This window comes from Cohnella sp. GbtcB17, assembly GCF_019091135.1.
GTDB lineage: Bacteria > Bacillota > Bacilli > Paenibacillales > Paenibacillaceae > Cohnella.
In genome coordinates this window covers 33,470-52,555 of the sequence record NZ_JAGXJW010000018.1, presented here as the reverse complement: position 1 = coordinate 52,555, position 19,086 = coordinate 33,470, and the positions used below count along the sequence as shown (strand labels likewise).

Below are 19,086 nucleotides of genomic sequence, written 5' to 3'. Positions count from 1 at the left end.
AGCTTACATAGCTTACATAGCTTACAGGATGCCTTCGTCGGTCAGCTTCCTGGACGCATAATTGGCGCCGAGGACGAATATCAGTCCGACGACCGCCTGGAACAGTCCGACGACCGTCGCCAGCGTATACTGGCCGGACTCCAGACCCGTACGGTACACGTAGGTGCTGAGCACGTCGGAATAATCCATGACCATCTTGTTGCCGATGACGAACGGACGGTCGAAGCCGATCGCGATCATATTGCCGAGATTGATGATGAGCAGGGTGGCGATCGTCGTCTTAAGGCCGGGCAGGGTGATATGCCAGATCCGCTTAAGCCGTCCGGCGCCGTCCACTTCGGCCGCTTCGAACAGATCGCGGTTGATGCCGGTAAGCGCCGCCAGGTACAGAATCGTACCCCAGCCCGCGCTCTGCCACACGCCGGTCGCCAGGTACGTGAACAGCCAATAATGTTTGTCCGACAGGAACGGCACCGGGCCGAATCCAAGCGAGGCGAGGAAGTTGTTGACGAGCCCGGACTGCGTGCCGAACACCTGGTATACGATGCCGCCTATAATAACCCAGGAGATAAAGTGGGGAATGTACAAAATCGTTTGGGACAGCCGCTTGAACCACTGGAACTTGACCTCGAACAGCATGATCGCGAGAATCAGCGGAGCCGGAAAGGATACGATCAGATCCAGGATGTTCAGCATGAGCGTATTGCGGAGCGTTTTGAAGAAATCATGGGAATGGAACACTTCGCGGAAAGCATCAAGCCCGATCCATTCGCTGCCCATGATGCCTTGAAAGAAGTTAAAGTCCTTGAACGCGATCTGCACGCCCCACATGGGGCCGTACTTGAAGATGACGAAATAGGCGAGAGGCAGGACTAGCAAAGCGTATAACTGCCAATAACGGCGTAAGTAGACGGTTCCTCTCATGATTGCCGATCTCCTCTCCTGAGGCTGGAAGTAAAGGGCGGCCCATCAGGGCCGCCGCTTCTCCCTTGTTTGTCTCGTGCCTGAAACTGAAACCCAGACTTACTTCTTCTCTTGATACAGCTTGGTGCGCTCGTCGAGGATCGCCTGACCGCCGCTCTGCATGTAATCCTTCAGAGCGGATTCGTACGCGCTCTCGAATTTGTCCGGTTTGGCCGTCGCGGCCTTCACGATGAACTCTTCGTACTTATCCTGCAGCGCCGTGCCGTACTTGGATTCCGCCTCGATCGGACGATCGATCAGGAGCGGCGCGAACGTATCGGTGACCGAGATGTCGAGCGCCTTGCGGAGATTTTGTTGGTACGCCGGCGGGAAGCCTGCCGCGAACGCTTGCTTGTCTTTCTCTTCGTCGCCGGTGAATTTGCCGTTCGCGAGGATAACGATATCGCCGTAATTGTAGATGCGGTCGACCACGTCCTGCGGCGCGTCCGTTTTCACGATCGGAATGCCGTCCTTCATTTCGTAGTTCTCGCCTTCAACGCCGTTTTGCAGCGCCAGCATATTTTCCGACTGAGCCATCCAATCCAGGTACTTGACCGCCTCGGCTGCATGCTCGCTTGACTTCGGAATCATGATATACATGCCGTTCGGCGCGTAGGCCGGCTTCGCGTGCTTGCCTTCGGAATTCGTCAGCGGGTCGATCGGATCGAGCTTCGCCGTCGGCACCGTCTTGAGCAGGTTCTCGTAACTGCCGTCCGCATAGTACAGGTTCGGATAATCCTCGGTCAGAAATCCGACCACGCCGTTCTGTACGTCCTGGGTCAACTGCTTCTTGTCCTTGTCGAGACCGAAGTCCTTGCTGATCAGGCCTTCGTTGTACAGCTTGTTGTAAAATTGCAGCGCATCCTTGAAGCCGGGCAGCAGCGTCGGATATTCGTTGGAGCCGAGCTTCTGCGTCAGCGTGAAGCGCTGTTCGTCGGTCATCGGCTTAATGAACGACCAGATGAGCGGGTCGTACTGCGCCGGCTCGATCGTCATGCCGTAAGGAATCACCTTGCCGCCCGTCTTGCCCGGGTCCTTCTCCTTGAACGCGACCAGCGTGTCGTACAGCTCCTGCGTCGTCGTCGGCGCCTTCATGCCGAGCGCGTCCAGCCAGTCGGTACGGATAAACGACGAATACTTGCCAAGGATCGAGCGCTTGCCGGGAATCGCGAGCTGTTTGCCGTCATAAACGCCGTAGGCGAGCGCGTCGTCCCCGAGGAACGTCTTCAGGTTCGAGCCGTACTGGTTCAGAAGGTCCGTCAGATCGGTCAGGCCGCCCTGCTGGGCATATCGGTTGAAGGTGGCCGAGTCGTAGGTGAAGACGATATCCGGCACGTCGCTGCCGCTCGCCATCAGCACGTTCAGCTTCTTGATCTCTTCGGAGCGGGGCACGGGCACGAATTCCATCTTAATGTTGTTCGGCGTGCCGAAGTTGTCTTGAATGTATTTCGTCAGATAGCTGTTCGTGATGGTGTAAGGACTTGGCGTGTTGCCGCGGTCGAACAGTTCGACCTTAAGCGTGACCTGCTTGCCCGATGCGGCAGGCGAGGATGCGGTGCCGGCCGAAGCCGATCCTCCGCCGCTTGCGGCGTTCCCTGCGTTCGAATTCGAATTGGATGAACATGCGCTCAGCAGGCTCATGCTTGCGAGTACGGCTGCCAGCGACAGGCTTGCCGCCTTCGTCATCTTTGGTGCCATTGTCACAACCCCTTTTCATATAAATAGGTTCGCCCTTTTCTCCGCCTGTCGGGGAGCCGACCGGATCTCGTCTCGCCCCGCCGGTTGAAAGCGCTTCGATCGGGATGTCCCCAGTATGCCTTCCGGTGCGCCGCCGGGACAATAAACTAAATTCGGACGGCGAGAAGCCGCCGTTTTACGGGCATTCCGCGGGGATGCACCGGGCAAGGCGCACCGTTTTCGCGAACTAAACCGAATTCCGCCGCGCCCGTTTTCCCCTTTCGCAGCCGCGTTCCGCCGGTCTTACCGTCACCGGATTCCGAAGACCGCATCGTACCGGAGCGCCGTTTTGCAAATTAAAAAAACGAAACGAGTGCGCTCCGATTCGGAAGCTCGCACTCATTTCGCAACCATCGTTTTGAAAAATAAACCGAATTCCCGAAATAAACTTTAACGGAATTCGTTGCGCATTTTCCTTGTCGCGCCGCGGCTTGCGCGATCATTCGGCCGACGAGCGCAGCTTCAGCTTGCGGTAGTCTCCGGGCGCGACGCCGTAGGTTCGCTTGAAGACGCGGCCGAACGTGATCGAATTCGCGTAGCCGATCTGCAGGGCGATATCCTGAATCGGCAGCTTCGTCTCCAGCAGCAGCTTCTCGGCCCGCTCCATCCGCAGATGCACGAGGAAGTCGACGAACTTCATATCGAACTCCGTTTTGAACAAATAGCTCGCGTACTTCCCGGAGATCTGGAAGCGGTCGCTCAGGTGCTTCAGGGAAAGGTCGGGATCCGAAAAATGCTCCTCGATGTAGCTCTTCATCTCGTTAATCATCGCGCGGTACGTATTCGTCTTGCTGACGACGACGTACGAACGATAAGTCTCGCTGAGGAATTCGCCGATCCCGGCCTCGAGCTCGTCAAGCGATCTCGACGCGTCGAGAATGCGCTGCCAGCTCTCCCCTTGATCGCCCGACAGCCTGTCTCTCAGCTCTTCGGAGAAAATATCGAGCTCGTGTCCGAGCATCCGCATCATCGTCTGCAGCAACGACCGGATCGCATCGTCCTTGAGCCTGTCCTTGCGGAAACGGTCGAACATGTCGTGCAGGCCGTCTCTCCAGGCCTCGTTGTTCATGCGGAAGTCCTTGACCAGCTCCGAGATCGTCCCCAGGTACGGCAGCACCGGACTCAGATCGCCGCTTGTCATCTCTTCGCCGAACAATATCGTGCCCTTGCCATGCGAGAGCTTATGCCTGAGCGCCTCGGTCGCCGCGCGGAACGAATGCTCGACCTCCTCGAGGCGCCTTGCAGCCACGCCGATGCCGAAGCGCAGCGGAATGCGCAGCTTGTCCTCGACCCAGACGCGGCATTGATCCGCGATGCCCCGCAGATCCTCCGTGCTTCTCGCCCCTTCGCCTTCCGGCAGCGCGATCAGGACGGCGACGCGGTCGCCGGCGATCCACTCCGCCCAGCTATGCAGGTTCTCGTTGCGGGCGAGCTCCTGGAAGACGTTCATCAGGGCGAACTTCAGCACGTTCTGGTCTTTGGCCGAGTATTGGCTCTGAAACAACGGATATTCGTCGATCTCGGCGACCGCGATCGCGTAGCTTCGGGCCTCCGCGTCTTCGTCCTGCGGCAGCGGACTGAGCTTGCGCATCTTGTCGGCCAGGTCGTCCCCCAGCTTGTGGCCGCCGATCAGATCGACGAACAGCTGGCTGCGCTGAAGCAGCAGGTTCTCATGATACTGCTTTTCGTAATCCATGGACCTCGAGATCAGGCTGGTCAATGCGTTGTCGATCATCGCCAGCTCGTCCTTTTTGGATGGGGGCGCGTCGGTGCGCAGCTGGATCGACTGCAGGCGGTTCATGACGAGCTGGATCGGACGATAGTTTTTGCGCGTGATGTAAACGATATAGACAACGGCAAGCAGCACCGTCAGTATGCCGATCGCGATCCATACGTATGAAATAACGGATACCCATGCGTACAAATGCCCCGTGCGGATGCCGCTCTCGAACGCCCAGCCAAGCCGGTCCGAGCGCAGCGTCGTTAACTTCTTGCCGCCCGACGCGGAGCCGCCTGCGCCTTCGGCTTTGTGCGCTTCGAAGATCGGCTCGCCTGCTTCGTCCTTGATGATGAGGTAGGAAATGCTGTCGTTGGTCATCGCGTTCACGATCTGCTCGAGCGGGTACATGCTGACGTTGATGACCAGCATCCCCTGGCTGCCGAACGGGAGCGGCAGACGCTTGTACATCGAGATCACCCGAATCGAGTCGGTGCTGCCGACCTCCCGCAAGCTTCGCACGTCCGACCAGCCGCGGTAATCGGGCTTCAGCAGCGCTTGTTCGATGAAGCTTCTGTCTGGGAAGGCGGCCAGCTCGCTCCTCCCTCTCTCCGTAAGGACGGTCTTGTCGGCGTCCCGGTAGAGATAGACCGATTCGATGAGCTCGCTGTTCTCGTTCAGCGTGCGAAGACGAGGCGCCAACGAATAGATTAACGATTCATCTTCGCCGGACGAACGATTCAGATAAGCCGAATAGCTCCCGTTCGTCTCCATTTCCTTCAGCACGCTCATCTCGATATCGTTCACGGACCGCTCGAGGGTTTCCATGATGAACCGCGTCGAGACCGCGTCCGCTTTAGCCGTCTCTTTGCGCGAGATCTCGTTGACCATCAAAAAAGAGAGAAAAACGATGACCGTGATGGTGATCAGAAAAATGGGGAAATAGGACAATAGCAGACGTCGAAACCAGCTTTGCTGCAAGAGGTGCGCCCCTTTCGAATGCACGCGATCGGTCAGGAATAACACGGGCTACAAACGCTTTCACATCCCGTTATTGTAGCATGGCGGCGCGTTCGCTGAAAACCGAAGCAGACGCATTCCCTCTCATTGGAAGAGGTGGAAACGCGGATCGGACAAGGCCGCGAGCAAGAAGCGCGGAACGAAAAACGGAGCCTTTGCGATCGGCAAAGGTCTCCGTTTTTTGATGCGCCTGCTTGACTTATCAGCCTCGGGCTGCCCTTGCGGCGGCTTCTTCCTCGTTCGGACCGTATACGCCCGGGGGAACGACGTCGGCCTGCCGCATCAGGATGGTCATCTGGCCGCGATGGTGGATCTGATGGCGAACGACCAGCGTGAGCACGCCGCTGTAGGTCATGTTCATCGAGCCGAACAAGAGCAGGCTCTCGGACAGGCGCGCGTCCGTCCATTGAGCCTTGAACGCGTCTGCAACGGCTGCGCTCATGCTGCGGTAGGCGTCCACGATCTCTGCGGCGCTCTCGGGAACGGGCCGTTTGAAATCCGGGCCTTCGATCTGAAGACCCGCTGCGCCCAGAATGCCGGCGGGCGAGCTTGCCACATGCCAAGCGAGCTCGCCGAGCGTCCTGCCGCGGGTGGCGGACACGGCTTGCTTCAGCGACGCGTCGCTCAGCCCCTCGAATACTTTAAGCGTCAACGCCGCTTCCTGGTTCCAGTCGCCCACAACCTGTTCGATCGATTGATACATCCTGCTCATCGCTCCTCTGTAGAGTAGATATATACATCAAGCATATCATCGTACGCGGCTTGGGACAAACTAGAAGCCTCCCCAGATCGCCACGATCAGACTGCAAAGGAAGGCTATGCCCGCCGCCGGCGTCATGACGGCTTTTTCCCGCTTGCTTTTCGACGCCAGATTGCCGAGCGTATTAAGGCCGAAAAAGACGGCAATGGCCCATATCATGATGACGGCGCCAGCGCCATCGCCCATTTGGATCACGCCCGCATATGCGAGTATCATCAGCGCAATGATCGCGAGTACGATGGCGGACGGCAGGCTCATCCATCGGACGCGCGGCGGCAATACTCTCTCGTACTTCCCTCCCCAGCAATAGGCGCCCAGCGGCAAACCCGCCAGAAGCAGCAGATGAAAAATCGCGATCAGGATCGCGATCGCCGCGCCAATGACGGCTGCTGACTGTACGATCGGTTCACTCATGCGGATCCCCTTCCTCTGTGAGTTCATGCAGCATTGTTTGAACGGGGCAGCATTGAGTAGTGAAAATGAGGCTTGAGCTCCAGCGCGCCGATCGCGGCCTCGACGACGCGATCCCCCGGTTATAAGGTTTTTCCGTGCAACTGAGCCACTTTGGCAGGATTATGCAAAATTGCATGAATTCCCGTCGAATTACCCCGCGGTAATCATCCATCGTATGCCGAATTTGTCCGTCAACTCGCCGTAGTATAAGCCGAACGGCTGCATCTCGATCGGATGCCTGATTTGCCCGCCCTCGGCAAGCTTCCCGAACGCTTCTCGCGCTTCATCCTGCGTCGCGTAGCCGATCGTCAGCGAAATCGCCGAACCGGAGTCGACCGGCTCGATCGCATCTGCCAGAAAGACATAGTTCTCCCCTGCAACGGCGATGCACATATGCATAACCTTGTCCTTGTGCTCATTTTCTACGCCCATCAGCTCGCCGTGCGTGCCGACGGACATCAGCTTGCCGCCCAGCGCTTGCAGGTAGAAGTCGGCCTGCGTCCTGGCGTTCTCCGAATGGATGTACGGTTTCAACGCGCCCATTCTACGCCCCCGTTCCGATTCATTTTTTTAAATCCTCCTACAAATTATCATAGCGATGCATCCCCCGTTTCTTACGAATTGCTGTATTTGAAAATTGGCTTGCCTTTACCTTTGTTGCCGTTAACCTTTACTGCCATTAACTTTTGTCCGGGCATCCAACTCAATCGCGATAATAGGAAAGCACCCAGCATACGCCGTTGCGATCGGTCACGATCGCCAGCAGCCCGTTAAACGGCGCTTCGTACGCCTCCGCGTTGACCGTGCCGCCGGCCGCCAATCCTTCGTATACGCTTCGGAACGCGTCCTCGGTCTCGAGTTTCAGGAAAACTCTAACGTAGTCGCCCTTTCGAGCCGGCTTCGCCGCCTGCGTATCGGCGAACTTCAGCGTTGCGCCGTTTACGTGCAGATCCGCGTTGAGCACCGTATCTCCCTGCTTGCGCAAAACCTCGATCTCGCCGCCGAAAATCGTCCGATAATGCTCGATCTCGTCCTTGCAATTGTCCAATACGATAAATGGGATGGCGATCATTCGCGAATCTCCTCCAGTTCGGTTAAATTGCGGAGCACTATCTTCAACGATTGAATGAAGGAATCGTAAGCCTCATCCGACAGCCCTCTCCGCGTCCTCGCCTTTACGCGGGCGAGCGCCTCCTTCACCTGGGGAACGACCTGCCTTCCCGCATCGGTCAGTTGGAGCAGCTGGTACCGGTTGTCGGCGGGGTCGGGCTCCCTCCGCACGTAGCCTTCCGCTTCCAGCTTGGCGATCGCCTTGGCCGTCGTCGCCTTGTCGACGAGCAGCCGCGCGCTCAGCGCCTTCTGGGTAACGGCTCGCCCGGATGCGATCGCCATCAGGAAAATGTACTGGCCGCTCCCGATCCGGTAAGGCGCCAGCTCTGCGGCGATCACGACCTGCATGTGACGATAGATGGCCGATATATACTGGCCATGCGATTCGGCGGTCGCGGCGCTTTCGTCATCGCCATCGACGTCGCCGTCGCCGTCTAAATGCCCTGGCTTGCTCATTTTTGTCTCCCTCCTCCAATAGAATGCTATTGCAACTAATTGCAGCATACGCTATATAGAATGCTATTGCAACTAATTTAATCCATAATTATACTCTAACCAATCGACCACCCGCGGCCTGAATTGTAGTAAAATGGTTGGGCGGAAAAATGTACGCAAATGTATGCAGTAGAAAGGAAATCGCAATGAAAACTTTATATGCCCGGCTGTTCCAAAACTATTGGAGCCCTTATCTCGTCATGGCGCTGGCCGGATTGTTCAGCGCGTTCTACTTCGGCATCACGGGCACCGTATGGGCGGTGACCGGCGAATTCACCCGTCTCGCGGGCCATGCGATGGCGTTGTTCGGCGCGGACGTATCGGACTGGAGCTACTTCAAGCTCATCGGCATGAAGGGCACGACATTCACGCGGACGGACGGCTGGATCGTCTGGGGCATGTTCGCCGGCGCGCTTATTATGGTGCTGCTGAACAACAACTTCAAGATCCGCACGCCGCGGCAAAAAAGACGTTGGGCGCAGGGTTTCGCAGGCGGCATCGTCGCCGGCTTCGGCGCGCGGCTGGCGCTGGGCTGCAACCTCGCCGCCTTCTTCACCGGCGTGCCACAATTTTCGCTGCACGCCTGGATTTTCATGGTCGCGACCGCGGGCGGCACCTTCCTCGGCGCGAAGCTGGTCGCCGCCGCATGGTGGAAGGGCAAGCCGGTCGTCACCAAGGGCGCGATCGCCCGGAAGGCCGCGAAGCCTTCGAACGTCCAGCCGGTGCTCGGCGCCGTCGCAGCCGTCGCCTATGCGGGGCTGATCGCGTACCTGTTCGCGAGCGGCCACCGGATGCTCGGCGTCGCCGCGCTGTTCGGCGCGCTGTTCGGCATTTTGATCGAACGCGGCCAGATCTGCTTCACGTCGGCGTTCCGCGACTTGTGGATCAGCGGGCGCGCCACGATGACGAAGGCCATCATCGTCGGTATGGCCGTCAGCTCGGTCGCCACGCTCGCCGTCATTCTCATTAACGGAATGGAGCCGATCACCAAGATCGCCGCGCTCAGCACGCTCGTCGGCGGCCTGCTGTTCGGCATCGGCATCGTCATGGCCGGCGGCTGCGAGACCGGCATGATGTACCGTCTCATGGAGGGACAGATCGTATTCCTCCCCGTCTTCATCGGCAACGTCATCGGCGCCGGCGCGCTGGCTTATGCCTGGGATCATATGGGCGTCTACGATACGCTCGTCGCAAGCGGCTCCAAGATTAACCTGATCGACGTCCTCGGCTCCGGCGGCGCGCTCGCGGCGACGCTGATCGTTCTGGCGGCCGGCTTCGCGATCGCCGCTTACTGGCAGAAGCATTATCGCTTCAAAAATGGCTTCAAGAAAGGAGATAACGCCCATGCCGCAAAAACAACCGCCGTCCGTTGACTTCACGCTCGACGTCCGCGGCGAATCCTGCCCTTATCCGGTCATCTATACGCTCGAGACGCTGCAGCAGCTCCAAAAGGGGCAACTGCTCCAGGTGGTGGCCGACTGCCCCGCCTCGCTGCGCAACGTTCCCGAAGAGGTCGTCAAGCACGGCTACGTCCTCGAGCGCGAGCCGGAGAAAGACGGCCGCGAGCTGTATTTCTATATTCGGGCGTAAACGCACGGCAAAACGCAAAAGGGACGAAGCAGAATGACCTGCTTCGTCCCTTTTGCGTTATTTGGGTAACCGCCTGCCCGGCATCCCACGCACGCTGCTCACGCGATACGCGGAATAGCGCAAAATCGCGCTATTCTCGATCCCACGCCCTGCCACCGCACGCACGCCGCTCACGCGATACCCGGAATAGCGCAAAATCGCGCTATTCTCGGGCGCTCGCCCCGCAACCGCACGCCCGTCGCTCACGCGATACCCGGAATAGCGCAAAATCGCGCTATTCTCGAACGCACGCCGCTCACGCGATACCCGGAATAGCGCAAAATCGCGCTATTCTCGAACGCACGCCCTGCCATCGAACGCCCGCGGCTCACGCGATACTCGGAATAGCGCAAAATCGCGCTATTCTCGAACGGCACCCCCGGCAACCGCACACCAGTCGCTCACGCGATACGCGGAATAGCGCAAAATCGCGCTATTCTCGGACGCACGCCCCGGCAACCGCACGCCCGTCGCTCACACGATACTCGGAATAGCGCAAAATCGCGCTATTCTCAAACGCTCGCCCGTCAACCGCACGCACGTTGCTCACGCGATACACGGAATAGCGCAAAATCGCGCTATCCCCGACCGCAGGAGCCCCCGCTCGCCGACGCGGCGCGGCTCAGCGCGGCTCGCCCGCTTCGCCGACGCGCCGCAGCCGCAGCGTCCCCGGCTCGCCGCGCAGCAACACGGGCTCGCCGGCGCCAAGCGCGCCGCGTTCGATGCGGCCGTGCCGCGCGAACGTGAAGCCTGCCGGCGCGCCCAGCACCTCGTACTCGCCCGCCTCCAACGCGAGGCGGCCCCAGGCGAGGCGGTCTCCGTCGACGTCGCGCCAGGCCTCGAGCACCATCTCCCCTGCGGCGCCGTCGATCTCGGTCGGCAGCGTCACCGGCGCAAGCGGCCCCGGCTGCGATGCGTCGTCCAGCCGGAAAGCGTGCTGGCCTTGCTCCAGCCGGAGCGCCAGGCGCCCGGACGCCGCGGTCCAGTACACACCCCCGCTGCCAAGCCGGGCCGCGGCATCGCCGTCCGCCGGCAGCACCCGGCCAGTCGCCAGCTCGCGCAGCGCGACCTTGCCCGGCACCGCCAACGAGAGCGAGACATCCCGGTCGGCAGACGCGGACAGCCGTCCGTCGCCCCAAGCAGCCGTTGCCGACGCGTCGCTCTCGAAGACGACGCTCCCGTCACGCTCGACCCGCGTGCCCTGCACGAGCAGGAGCGCATCGCCACGCACGGCCAGCGCCGCGCCGTCGAAGCGATAGCCGTCGGCGCCGGTATCGACCGTGCCGGCGGCAGCCGTTCGAACATAGAGCACGGCGTCGCCTTCGAACGACAGCCGGACATAGCCGTCGCACTCCGCCGTCGCGACCGTCGCAGGCGCGCCGCCGTCCAGCCGGTAAGGCGCCAGCGTCGCGATCAATACCGCCGCCCGCTGCTTCGGCGTCGAGAACGTTGCGTGCACCTGCGACTTGCCGGCCGCCCATGCGACCGGCGTTGCCTCGTTCCCTTCGGGATCGAGGAACCGGGTCTCGACCGCGGCCCGGCTGCCGAGCGAATCAGCGCCGTGCAGCCGTACCTGCAGCCCGGCCTTACCCTTCTCGATCGTCGCGCCGCCTTCCGGATCGAGCGTCAGACGCTCGTCGGCGTGAAGGTTCCACTCGAAGGAAACGCCATCCGGATCGGAAGCGGCCAGATCGTCGATGACGACGAATACAGACGGCTTCATGTAGACGATATGCCGCAGCGCGCGGGACAACTCGCTCCCCCGGTAGGCCAAGACCGCGTCGCCCGTCGCCGCGTCGAAGGCGGGATGCGAAGCGAACCCGATCATGCGACCCTTGGCGTCGAAATCGTCGATCGGCTGGCCCTGTCGCCCGTCGAATGTGATAGCGTTCGCGGAATACGTCCGTTTGGTGTAGCCGCGATGATGAACGCTATTGTAATAATCGTAGTATCCACTCTTGAGCGCCAGCGTCTCGCCGAACGCGTGGATGATGAAGCCGTTCTGGTCCGCCTGGCTATGGCTGTAGCTGCCGTACGGGCTCGACTTGAAGTAGAGCGAGAGCCGCTCGGGATCAGTCAGATCGCTGTGCATGGCGACAAGCCCCGTCGTCGGGAACCACTTCGCCTTCGGCAGGTCCGCAGGCGGCCGCGGCGCGATGCTTTCGTCCCCGTAGAAATAATCCTGCAGCCCCGAAGCCGTCCGCTCGCCGATCGCCTCCGCCGCCCACTGCAAACGCGGATCGCCGTACACCTGAGCCAGCCGGTTCAGCAGGCCGATGCTGGGCCAGTCCGGCAGGTATTGGCTATCGTTGCCGAACACGCCGGTCGGGCTGCCGTGCGGGAACATATAGATCGGGTACAGTCCCTCGTGCCGCGAAAACGCCTTGTCGTACGCGTCGATGGCGCCCGCGCTAAGCAGCACGTCCATAAGCTCCTTGTTCGAGCCGGACGACCACTGCCAGTAGCCGGTGCCCTGCGACCACGAGCCGTCCTCGCCGCCCCACGGCGGGAGCAGATTGATGAACGCGGGCACGGCGCGGCGCACCCACACTTCAGCTTCGGGGATGTCGTGCAGCAGGATCGTGCCCATCAACCCGATGTAGCCAGCGATCGTCCAGCCGTGGGAGTCGAACGGATACTGGTTGATCGGCTGACGGTCCAGGTAATGCTCGATCAACACCGCGATGCGCGTGCGCACCATATCCTGGACGGCCTGCCGCTCGGCGGGAGACAACAGGTCGTGCAGCCAGTCGTAGGCGATGGCGGAGCGGTACGCGACGGCGCGGTGCACCTGGTCGTTGATATCGAAGCGCGTAGCCGCTTCAGGATCCCAGGAGGCGAAGTTCAGCAGATGGGCTTTGGCGTGCTCGCCGATCTCGCGGTCTCCCGTGATCAGATAGACGAACGCGGCTTTAAGCAGATGATCGAGCGCAGTGTCGGCGTACTTGCGCAAATCCTGCAGCGCCTTAACCCATTCCGGCGACACGCTGGAGATAGACCTGTCCATGTACGGGAAGGTTGGATCCGGCGGCAGCGGGTCTTCCATCCGCGACAGAACCGAATCCCGGACGTGCTCGAACACGATTTTAGCGACGCCGTGCAGGCGTCGCTCGCGGAATGCCTCAAGCTCCCGAGGGTTCGTCCATACCCGCGGATGGGCCGTCTCCATGCGCGCGAGCAGCTCGTCGATCGGCGGCACGGGAAACGGCACGCTGACTTCCTCAATACGGAATCTGCGCACGTCGCTCCACGCGGACCAGCCGGTCTCAGGCAAATGGAACCGCACGCGCCAATGCCAGGTGCCTTCTTCTAAAATGTGCGGAAAATTATAAAAGTTGATCGTCGGCTCCGCGGACACGATCGCGCCGCCGTCGAAGGCGGCATCGCGCGCGAGCTCCAACCGGTACCGGTCCGCGCCGGGGACGAAGGGCCATCCGAAGTCGGGCGGGTTCTGCGTCGTGACGAGCGCGTCCGACGGCCGGAACGGGAGGTTGGCGTTCGCCATCAGCTCGGCGGGCCAAGCGGGTCCTGTCTCTTCGCGCGGCTGCTTGATCGATGCCGCCTCCGCGCTTTTGCTTGCGTTTTCCATGACAAACTTCCTTCCTCTTCGGAATGTAGCCTCATGGTATGCGCGGCGGTCCGGCGGCACAACTCAACAATGTGCAGTTTTATGAACGATCGGCACCTGGTCGGATGTTTTCATTTTTGTACGGATCGCTTTTTAGCGGTTGCTTTGCAAATAATGCTCGATCTTCCGCAAGCGGACGTGCAGATGCTCGACCGACATTTCCGCCTTGTTCGTGATGGACTCGCGGAACGCATCGATCTCCACCTGCATGTCGCCGAGGAGCTTGTACAGCTTCTCGTAATCCTTCACGACCTGGTCCAAAAATGCGTCCACCTGATCGGCATCGTAGCGCCTCGACATCATGCGGCCTTTATCGAACTGCTGGTTAAAAATATCCAATGCGGAAAACTTGACGCCTTCGTCGGCCAACAATTGCTGGAGCTTCGGGTTGACGGACATGGGAGCACCTCCGATATTGTAATGCGGCAAGAAGCGGAATGGGCCGACTGCGCCTGGCTTAAGCTTGCTCGGCCGTTCGTCCGCGTCTCACCAGCAGGAAATAAGCGAGCATTGCGGCCGCGCTCGTCGCCAGGATGATGACGCCGAGCGGAACGGCTGTATCTTCACCCGCGATGCCGACGAGCGGCGAGACGACCGCGCCGAGCAGGAACGGAATGACGCCGAGCAGTGCGGCGGCGCTGCCCGCCATTTTCGCCTGGCTCTCCATGGCCAGCGGGAACGCCGCCGTGGACGTCATGCCGATGGACGCGACGAATACGAACAGCGGAATGACGAGCGTGAACAACGGACCGTGCACGTAAGCCACGATCAGGACAGCGACGCTGGCGATCATGGCCATCCACAGGCCGAACAGCAGGAAGGCGCGCTCGGATATACGATGCGACGCCCGTCCGACGATCTGCGAACCGATGATCAGGCTGATGCCGTTCGAGCCGAACAACAGCGCGAACAAGGTCGGCGAAGCGCCGTATATATTCTGGTAAATGAACGGCGTTCCCGAGACGTAGGCGAACACGCCTGCGATCATGATGCCCTGGGCCAGCATGTAGCCGACGAACTGGCGGTCGCGCAGAAGCGTGCCATAGTTCCGTAGCTGCTGCTTGAAGTTGCTCGGGCTCCGTAGCTCGACCGGGAGCGTCTCCTTCAGGCGCCACTTGGTCATGCTCCACAAGTAGATGCCGAGCAGCGACAGCGCCACGAACACGCCGATCCAGGAGGAAAACGACAGGACGCCGCTGCCGGCGACCGGCGCCACGAGCGGTCCCAAATTGCCGACCAGCAGGAGCAGCGAGAAAAACCGGGTGAGCGCGTGGCCTTCGTACAGGTCGCGCGCGATCGCGCGAGAGATGACGATGCCCGCCGACGCCGCGAAGCCCTGCACGAACCGGCAGGCGATCAGCACGCCGATATGCGGCGAAAGCGCGCAGCCTAACGAGGCGAGCACATAAAAGGCCATGGCGATGAGCAGCGGATTGCGCCTGCCGTGGACGTCGCTGAGCGAGCCCATCACGAGCTGGCCGATGCCGAGGCCTAGCAGACAGGCAGTGAGGCTGAGCTGCACCAGCGAAGCGGTCGTGCCGAATCGCTCGACGATCTCCGGGAACGCCGGCAGGTACATATCGATCGTAAACGGCCCGAGCGTCGAAAAAAGCCCGAGCAATAACGCTTGTCTGACGACATGCGGGTTGTTCTGGTTAGACATACGATGGCAATCTCCTAATCCTATCTTCTTTATCTGTGTCTGTATTTGCCTCAATTTGAAGGCCAGTCCATCCTACCACAAACGGGCGCGAATTCCGACAACATTTTGCGACAAGCGCGCCATTTTAAAGCAGTCATAGCCCAAAAACGCAAACGGGACGAAGCAGGAAATACCTCTGCTTCGCCCGTTTGACGATTTAAATTTAATTAAAGTTCCTTAGCGACCAGACATATTGAACTCGGGTACCCCGATGGATTTAAACCATTTTCTTATCTGTTCAGGATCTTTAGAGAAGGTAAGCCCCATTTGCAGCAATATACGCGCTTTCTGTGGCATCAAATCCGCTGCACCGATGATGCCCGGCGTACCCGTATCGTAAACCGCTCCCGATCCAGTACGGGTCGCACTTACAAATACGACTCCTTTTTCTATCGCTTCTTTGCGGGCATTGATCTGATCGGTGGAAATACCGCCGGCTCCGTGCCCGGCAGTGACAATTCCCTTTACGCCCGCTTCCGCTAACGCTTTAATAGGAAGTCCGCTTGCTTCAGTATAACTATAAACAACTTCAACCTTCGCCAGATCCTCCCGTTTTACTTTTTTCAGGTCGAAAGGCGTTTTCCAGGCTTCGGTTCCACAAGCCATAACCCGAGCTGGGGCTCTGACAGATCTAATCCGGTTTTCATCTACCGTACCAAGGGCTCCGTAGCGCCCTCCGTCAAAAGTATCCAGACGTAAAGCATCGGTCTTTCTAACTTCTCTTGCAGCAAAAAATTCGTCGTTCATCATGAGTACTGTGCCATAGCATTTTGTTTCGCCACTTGCTGCCAGACGAATAGCATTGAACAAATTAGCTTCTCCGTCAAATGAAAAAGTATTGGATTGCCGCATCGATCCCGTGAAAACGACAGGCTTGTCACTCTGAACCGTTAAATCCGAAAAATAAGCGAGCTCTTCCATTATATTTGTACCAGCATTCACTACTACGGCATCTACCTCAGTGTCTGACAAAGCTTTATCGATGGCCAGACTGAGGTCGTACAAGTTTGCAGATGTGGTTTCGGCTGAATTGATATTATATAACTCTTGAACTTTTACATCTGCAATCTTAGAGATTTCAGGTTGTAATCTTTTAAGAATGTCCGAGATGGACACCTTATCGGGCGCATAGGATTGAAACAGATCGCGACCGTATGCGGTGCTTGTAATCGTCCCTCCCATTCCGACAATGGTTACGTGCGGTAAATCGTTGGCGGCAGCGGCATCCGTTTCCTGTTGAAAAAACGGCACCGTGAAGATCGTGGTAATTACGACGGCAGCGGCGACCATTTTGTTGAACACATGTCTTTTGTTCATAAAATCCTCCTTGGTATATTTATGTAATGTTATTTGCATTATATTTGGCCCATATAATAAAGTCAATATATGATGTCATAATACATGACATTAAATATCGAAAATTTAACGATGTCATATAGAATCAACTTTGGAATTCTTGAATCAAATATTGTTTATGTAACATACACTTACATAATTAGCGTTGCCTCTGCGAACAGAACCGGTAGTTACCAAAACGGAATATTCTTCAACCATGCCCGTTTGCTTTCCCCTATTGCGATAACCTCAGGCTCCGCCATAGGCGCGCCAACTTTCAGATACCACTTTTCCCCTTGTACGATCAGAGATAAAGCATAATCGCTGCCGACAAAGCGATATTCGCCATTCCTCCAAGCATACCGGTTTAGAGCAACGAGCTTGTCGTCATAATAACCATAAATCCATACCGTCCGGGGAACCGTCGTGACTTCGGGCAACGCCGAAACGCAGGTATAATACTCGCGGAGTTGCGTTACAAGCAGGTCTGGCGTAAATATTTCACTCGCTTGCGGGTCAATGTAACCAGCGCGGTCGTTCGCGTTCGCGTTCTCCTCGAAAAACCATTCATTGTAGGGTTCGGAACGGAAGCGCATATGAATGTCGAGCTGCTTGTCCCGCTTGTGATAGACGACCGAAGGAAGCCTCCATGTATTCAGGTAGCGGTCATGGATATGACCACCCGCCCCTCTATGCAGGTAAGCATGAATCATCTTCTCCGTCGGAGGAAGCACGTTCTGCTTCAAGTGCAAATATAGGGGATGCACAACAGTGAGCCAGAGCAACGGCGACAGAAGCAGGAGCAGGACTAGAATCGTTTCTTTCCTACGCTCTTTGATTCGAATAAGAAGGAACATGCAGAATGCGATCGACAGTGGAAAAGAACCGAAATACATAATAAATATGGGCGGAAAAAAAATAATAAAGTAATGGGTACAAAGCCAATACAAGCCGAACCACAGCACAACCATGATATAGGACATATTAAGCAGCGTGCGGCATCGACATCCTAAAATAATGTCTTCTTGCCATTACACCTGCTTCTAAAACCAATGTTATAGGAAGTATCGGCCTTCTCTGATGAGCTTGCTAATCTATTTTTATGTCAATTAATCACTGATTCCTTGATTCCGTCATGTTATACTATTTATTACGAAAGGTGGGTTTGACTTTGGATCAGATTTTAAAGCAGATTCTCGAAGAAATAGTTAATCTTAAAGCTGAAGTTCAACAAATTAGTCAAAATCAACTTATTTTAAATCAAAATCAAAGCCAGACTGCCCTTCAAGTTAACAGCATTTATCAAGCCATTGTACGGCTTGAAGATGGACAACCTAAGGATATTTTCGCTTTGCTTGAAAAAATCAACACTGATTTCTTCGATAAAGAAGCTGAAATAGCTGCCCTTAACAAACGAGTATTTCGTTTAGAATCCGACTTCGAGAAATTTAATAGACAGTAATTTCAAGTCACCAAAGTGTGACTTTTATTTTTTGTTTGCCGATATTTCCTATAACATCCCTGTATCCGCGACACCTACCGACTTAAGCGACCATCAGGAGCGGCCGCGATGCGGTTAGTCGGTGCGGATGTGTCCGCCTGAATCTACTTCCCTTCAAGCATACCGGTGAACCCACGCCTTTATTTGAGAGGCAACCTCGGTTACATCCGCATTCGTTGTATCAACAGTAGGCATAGGCGGGTTATAGACTTCATCGGCGATTTCAAGCAATCGTTTGGCAAAATGTTTGTGGTTTTGAATCTCTTCCTCCGTCCAATTTCTTTCGCGCAGACGTTGTTCGCGCGTTTTTTCGTCGCAATGCAGATTTAGATAATAAACATGCTTAAAAAAAGGAAAGTCCGCACATTTTTCAATATCCCAAGGCATCATCGTTGCGCATAGGATCGTCATGCGTCCGCTTTGAGCAATATTTCGCGCAACCCGCAGCCAAATGTTTCGCATTTTCTCCCAATCGTGTCCGATAAATTCAACTAGATCATCAGGGTTGAAAATATCGAAATCAGGCATCATTCTCCGCAGTTCCTTAATGACGTACGTTTTCCCGGATCCGCTTGCGCCCGTCACGATAAATAAAGGCAATGTGTTTTCCATCGTTTAACTTCATCTCCTCTCAATCCTATCGCCCCAACCACCTATATACATACCAGCTCCCCCACACAGCCAGCGCGACCCAAAGGGCAATGATGAGCGCACCCGCAATCCAGTTCTTCTGTTTACCTCGACCTCTTAGCTCCTCCGCCCTTGCCCGACATTGCTCCAGCACTTCTTGCGGGAGCAGCTTGAGGGCTATATAGACACCCAACGGTACAATGATCAAGTCGTCCAGATACCCAAGGACCGGTATAAAGTCGGGGATCAAATCTATCGGACTAAATGCATAAGCAACCACGCAGATTGTGAAAGCTTTAGCGAACAGCGGGACGCGCGGGTCGCGGTAAGCCAAATACATCGCCAGCAAGTTGGACTTCAGCTTTTTTGCCATCGCTTTGAATTTATGAATCAACGATCGTTTTTT

The 19,086-nt window shown here is 57.2% G+C and carries 18 protein-coding genes; 3 read left to right on the top strand and 15 right to left on the bottom strand.

All coding sequences use genetic code 11. The features are described from left to right. Positions 1-21: 21 nt before the first annotated feature. The 8 genes from KVT38_RS11995 to KVT38_RS11960 form a co-directional block, all read right to left on the bottom strand. On the bottom strand, positions 22-924 hold the full coding sequence (locus KVT38_RS11995; protein ID WP_217593954.1) for an ABC transporter permease: 903 nt from the start codon (positions 922-924) through the stop codon (positions 22-24). Positions 925-1,023: 99 nt separating this feature from the next. Further along, positions 1,024-2,661, bottom strand: coding sequence for an extracellular solute-binding protein (locus tag KVT38_RS11990; protein ID WP_217593953.1), 1,638 nt, complete (start codon positions 2,659-2,661; stop codon positions 1,024-1,026). A 478-nt stretch (positions 2,662-3,139) separates the two neighbouring features. Further along, positions 3,140-5,398 carry a helix-turn-helix transcriptional regulator gene (locus KVT38_RS11985; protein ID WP_217593952.1) on the bottom strand — a complete coding sequence of 753 codons (2,259 nt, stop codon included), beginning with the start codon at positions 5,396-5,398 and terminating at the stop codon, positions 3,140-3,142. Between the two features lie 241 nt (positions 5,399-5,639). Beyond that, on the bottom strand, positions 5,640-6,140 hold the full coding sequence (locus tag KVT38_RS11980) for a DinB family protein (protein ID WP_217593951.1): 501 nt from the start codon (positions 6,138-6,140) through the stop codon (positions 5,640-5,642). Positions 6,141-6,209: 69 nt separating this feature from the next. Next, positions 6,210-6,611, bottom strand: a complete 402-nt coding sequence (locus tag KVT38_RS11975) for a hypothetical protein (RefSeq protein ID WP_217593950.1) — start codon at positions 6,609-6,611, stop codon at positions 6,210-6,212. A 189-nt stretch (positions 6,612-6,800) separates the two neighbouring features. Then, positions 6,801-7,193, bottom strand: coding sequence for a VOC family protein (locus tag KVT38_RS11970; RefSeq protein ID WP_217593949.1), 393 nt, complete (start codon positions 7,191-7,193; stop codon positions 6,801-6,803). A gap of 160 nt (positions 7,194-7,353) precedes the next feature. After that, positions 7,354-7,722: a VOC family protein gene (locus KVT38_RS11965; RefSeq protein WP_217593948.1), complete on the bottom strand. Its 369-nt coding sequence runs from the start codon at positions 7,720-7,722 to the stop codon at positions 7,354-7,356. Further along, a complete protein-coding gene (locus KVT38_RS11960) occupies positions 7,719-8,216 on the bottom strand; it encodes a MarR family winged helix-turn-helix transcriptional regulator (protein WP_217593947.1) in 498 nt (165 codons plus the stop codon). The genes KVT38_RS11965 and KVT38_RS11960 overlap by 4 nt, the downstream gene beginning before the upstream one ends. A 185-nt stretch (positions 8,217-8,401) precedes the next feature. Between KVT38_RS11960 and yedE the strand changes: the two genes are divergently transcribed. Both yedE and yedF read left to right on the top strand, forming a co-directional pair. After that, positions 8,402-9,628, top strand: coding sequence for a selenium metabolism membrane protein YedE/FdhT (gene yedE / locus KVT38_RS11955; RefSeq protein ID WP_217593946.1), 1,227 nt, complete (start codon positions 8,402-8,404; stop codon positions 9,626-9,628). After that, entirely contained in the window at positions 9,600-9,845 is a 246-nt protein-coding gene (yedF, locus tag KVT38_RS11950) for a sulfurtransferase-like selenium metabolism protein YedF (RefSeq protein WP_217593945.1), read from the top strand. The genes yedE and yedF overlap by 29 nt, the downstream gene beginning before the upstream one ends. A 661-nt stretch (positions 9,846-10,506) precedes the next feature. Here yedF and KVT38_RS11945 read toward each other — a convergent pair. The 5 genes from KVT38_RS11945 to KVT38_RS11925 form a co-directional block, all read right to left on the bottom strand. After that, positions 10,507-13,473, bottom strand: coding sequence for a DUF4962 domain-containing protein (locus KVT38_RS11945; protein WP_217593944.1), 2,967 nt, complete (start codon positions 13,471-13,473; stop codon positions 10,507-10,509). A 132-nt stretch (positions 13,474-13,605) separates the two neighbouring features. Continuing rightward, positions 13,606-13,911 (bottom strand): DivIVA domain-containing protein, encoded by a 306-nt coding sequence (locus KVT38_RS11940; protein WP_217593943.1) that lies wholly within the window; start codon positions 13,909-13,911, stop codon positions 13,606-13,608. A gap of 58 nt (positions 13,912-13,969) precedes the next feature. Then, complete coding sequence (locus tag KVT38_RS11935; protein ID WP_217593942.1) at positions 13,970-15,175, bottom strand: multidrug effflux MFS transporter; 1,206 nt, start codon at positions 15,173-15,175, stop codon at positions 13,970-13,972. Between the two features lie 216 nt (positions 15,176-15,391). Continuing rightward, complete coding sequence (locus tag KVT38_RS11930) at positions 15,392-16,531, bottom strand: asparaginase (RefSeq protein ID WP_217593941.1); 1,140 nt, start codon at positions 16,529-16,531, stop codon at positions 15,392-15,394. A 209-nt stretch (positions 16,532-16,740) separates the two neighbouring features. Then, positions 16,741-17,532: a hypothetical protein gene (locus tag KVT38_RS11925; RefSeq protein WP_217593940.1), complete on the bottom strand. Its 792-nt coding sequence runs from the start codon at positions 17,530-17,532 to the stop codon at positions 16,741-16,743. A 188-nt stretch (positions 17,533-17,720) separates the two neighbouring features. Here KVT38_RS11925 and KVT38_RS11920 point away from each other — a divergent pair, with 188 nt between their 5' ends. Then, positions 17,721-18,011, top strand: coding sequence for a hypothetical protein (locus tag KVT38_RS11920; RefSeq protein WP_217593939.1), 291 nt, complete (start codon positions 17,721-17,723; stop codon positions 18,009-18,011). Between the two features lie 153 nt (positions 18,012-18,164). Here KVT38_RS11920 and KVT38_RS11915 read toward each other — a convergent pair whose 3' ends face one another. Next, entirely contained in the window at positions 18,165-18,662 is a 498-nt protein-coding gene (locus KVT38_RS11915) for an AAA family ATPase (RefSeq protein ID WP_217593938.1), read from the bottom strand. 25 nt (positions 18,663-18,687) lie between these two features. Next, entirely contained in the window at positions 18,688-19,053 is a 366-nt protein-coding gene (locus tag KVT38_RS11910; protein WP_217594017.1) for a YkvA family protein, read from the bottom strand. Between the last annotated feature and the right edge of the window lie 33 nt (positions 19,054-19,086).

What these genes read in the sequence shown, in the direction of transcription:
- KVT38_RS11990 (WP_217593953.1), bottom strand. Translation starts at nt 2,661, where the DNA reads ATGGCACCAAAGATGACGAAGGCGGCAAGCCTGTCGCTGGCAGCCGTA.
- KVT38_RS11975 (WP_217593950.1), bottom strand. Translation starts at nt 6,611, where the DNA reads ATGAGTGAACCGATCGTACAGTCAGCAGCCGTCATTGGCGCGGCGATC.
- yedE (WP_217593946.1), top strand. Translation starts at nt 8,402, where the DNA reads ATGAAAACTTTATATGCCCGGCTGTTCCAAAACTATTGGAGCCCTTAT.
- KVT38_RS11935 (WP_217593942.1), bottom strand. Translation starts at nt 15,175, where the DNA reads ATGTCTAACCAGAACAACCCGCATGTCGTCAGACAAGCGTTATTGCTC.
- KVT38_RS11915 (WP_217593938.1), bottom strand. Translation starts at nt 18,662, where the DNA reads ATGGAAAACACATTGCCTTTATTTATCGTGACGGGCGCAAGCGGATCC.
- KVT38_RS11960 (WP_217593947.1), bottom strand. Translation starts at nt 8,216, where the DNA reads ATGAGCAAGCCAGGGCATTTAGACGGCGACGGCGACGTCGATGGCGAT.
- KVT38_RS11965 (WP_217593948.1), bottom strand. Translation starts at nt 7,722, where the DNA reads ATGATCGCCATCCCATTTATCGTATTGGACAATTGCAAGGACGAGATC.
- KVT38_RS11995 (WP_217593954.1), bottom strand. Translation starts at nt 924, where the DNA reads ATGAGAGGAACCGTCTACTTACGCCGTTATTGGCAGTTATACGCTTTG.
- KVT38_RS11910 (WP_217594017.1), bottom strand. Translation starts at nt 19,053, where the DNA reads ATGGCAAAAAAGCTGAAGTCCAACTTGCTGGCGATGTATTTGGCTTAC.
- KVT38_RS11925 (WP_217593940.1), bottom strand. Translation starts at nt 17,532, where the DNA reads ATGTCCTATATCATGGTTGTGCTGTGGTTCGGCTTGTATTGGCTTTGT.
- KVT38_RS11930 (WP_217593941.1), bottom strand. Translation starts at nt 16,531, where the DNA reads ATGAACAAAAGACATGTGTTCAACAAAATGGTCGCCGCTGCCGTCGTA.
- KVT38_RS11945 (WP_217593944.1), bottom strand. Translation starts at nt 13,473, where the DNA reads ATGGAAAACGCAAGCAAAAGCGCGGAGGCGGCATCGATCAAGCAGCCG.
- KVT38_RS11980 (WP_217593951.1), bottom strand. Translation starts at nt 6,140, where the DNA reads ATGTATCAATCGATCGAACAGGTTGTGGGCGACTGGAACCAGGAAGCG.
- yedF (WP_217593945.1), top strand. Translation starts at nt 9,600, where the DNA reads ATGCCGCAAAAACAACCGCCGTCCGTTGACTTCACGCTCGACGTCCGC.
- KVT38_RS11940 (WP_217593943.1), bottom strand. Translation starts at nt 13,911, where the DNA reads ATGTCCGTCAACCCGAAGCTCCAGCAATTGTTGGCCGACGAAGGCGTC.
- KVT38_RS11970 (WP_217593949.1), bottom strand. Translation starts at nt 7,193, where the DNA reads ATGGGCGCGTTGAAACCGTACATCCATTCGGAGAACGCCAGGACGCAG.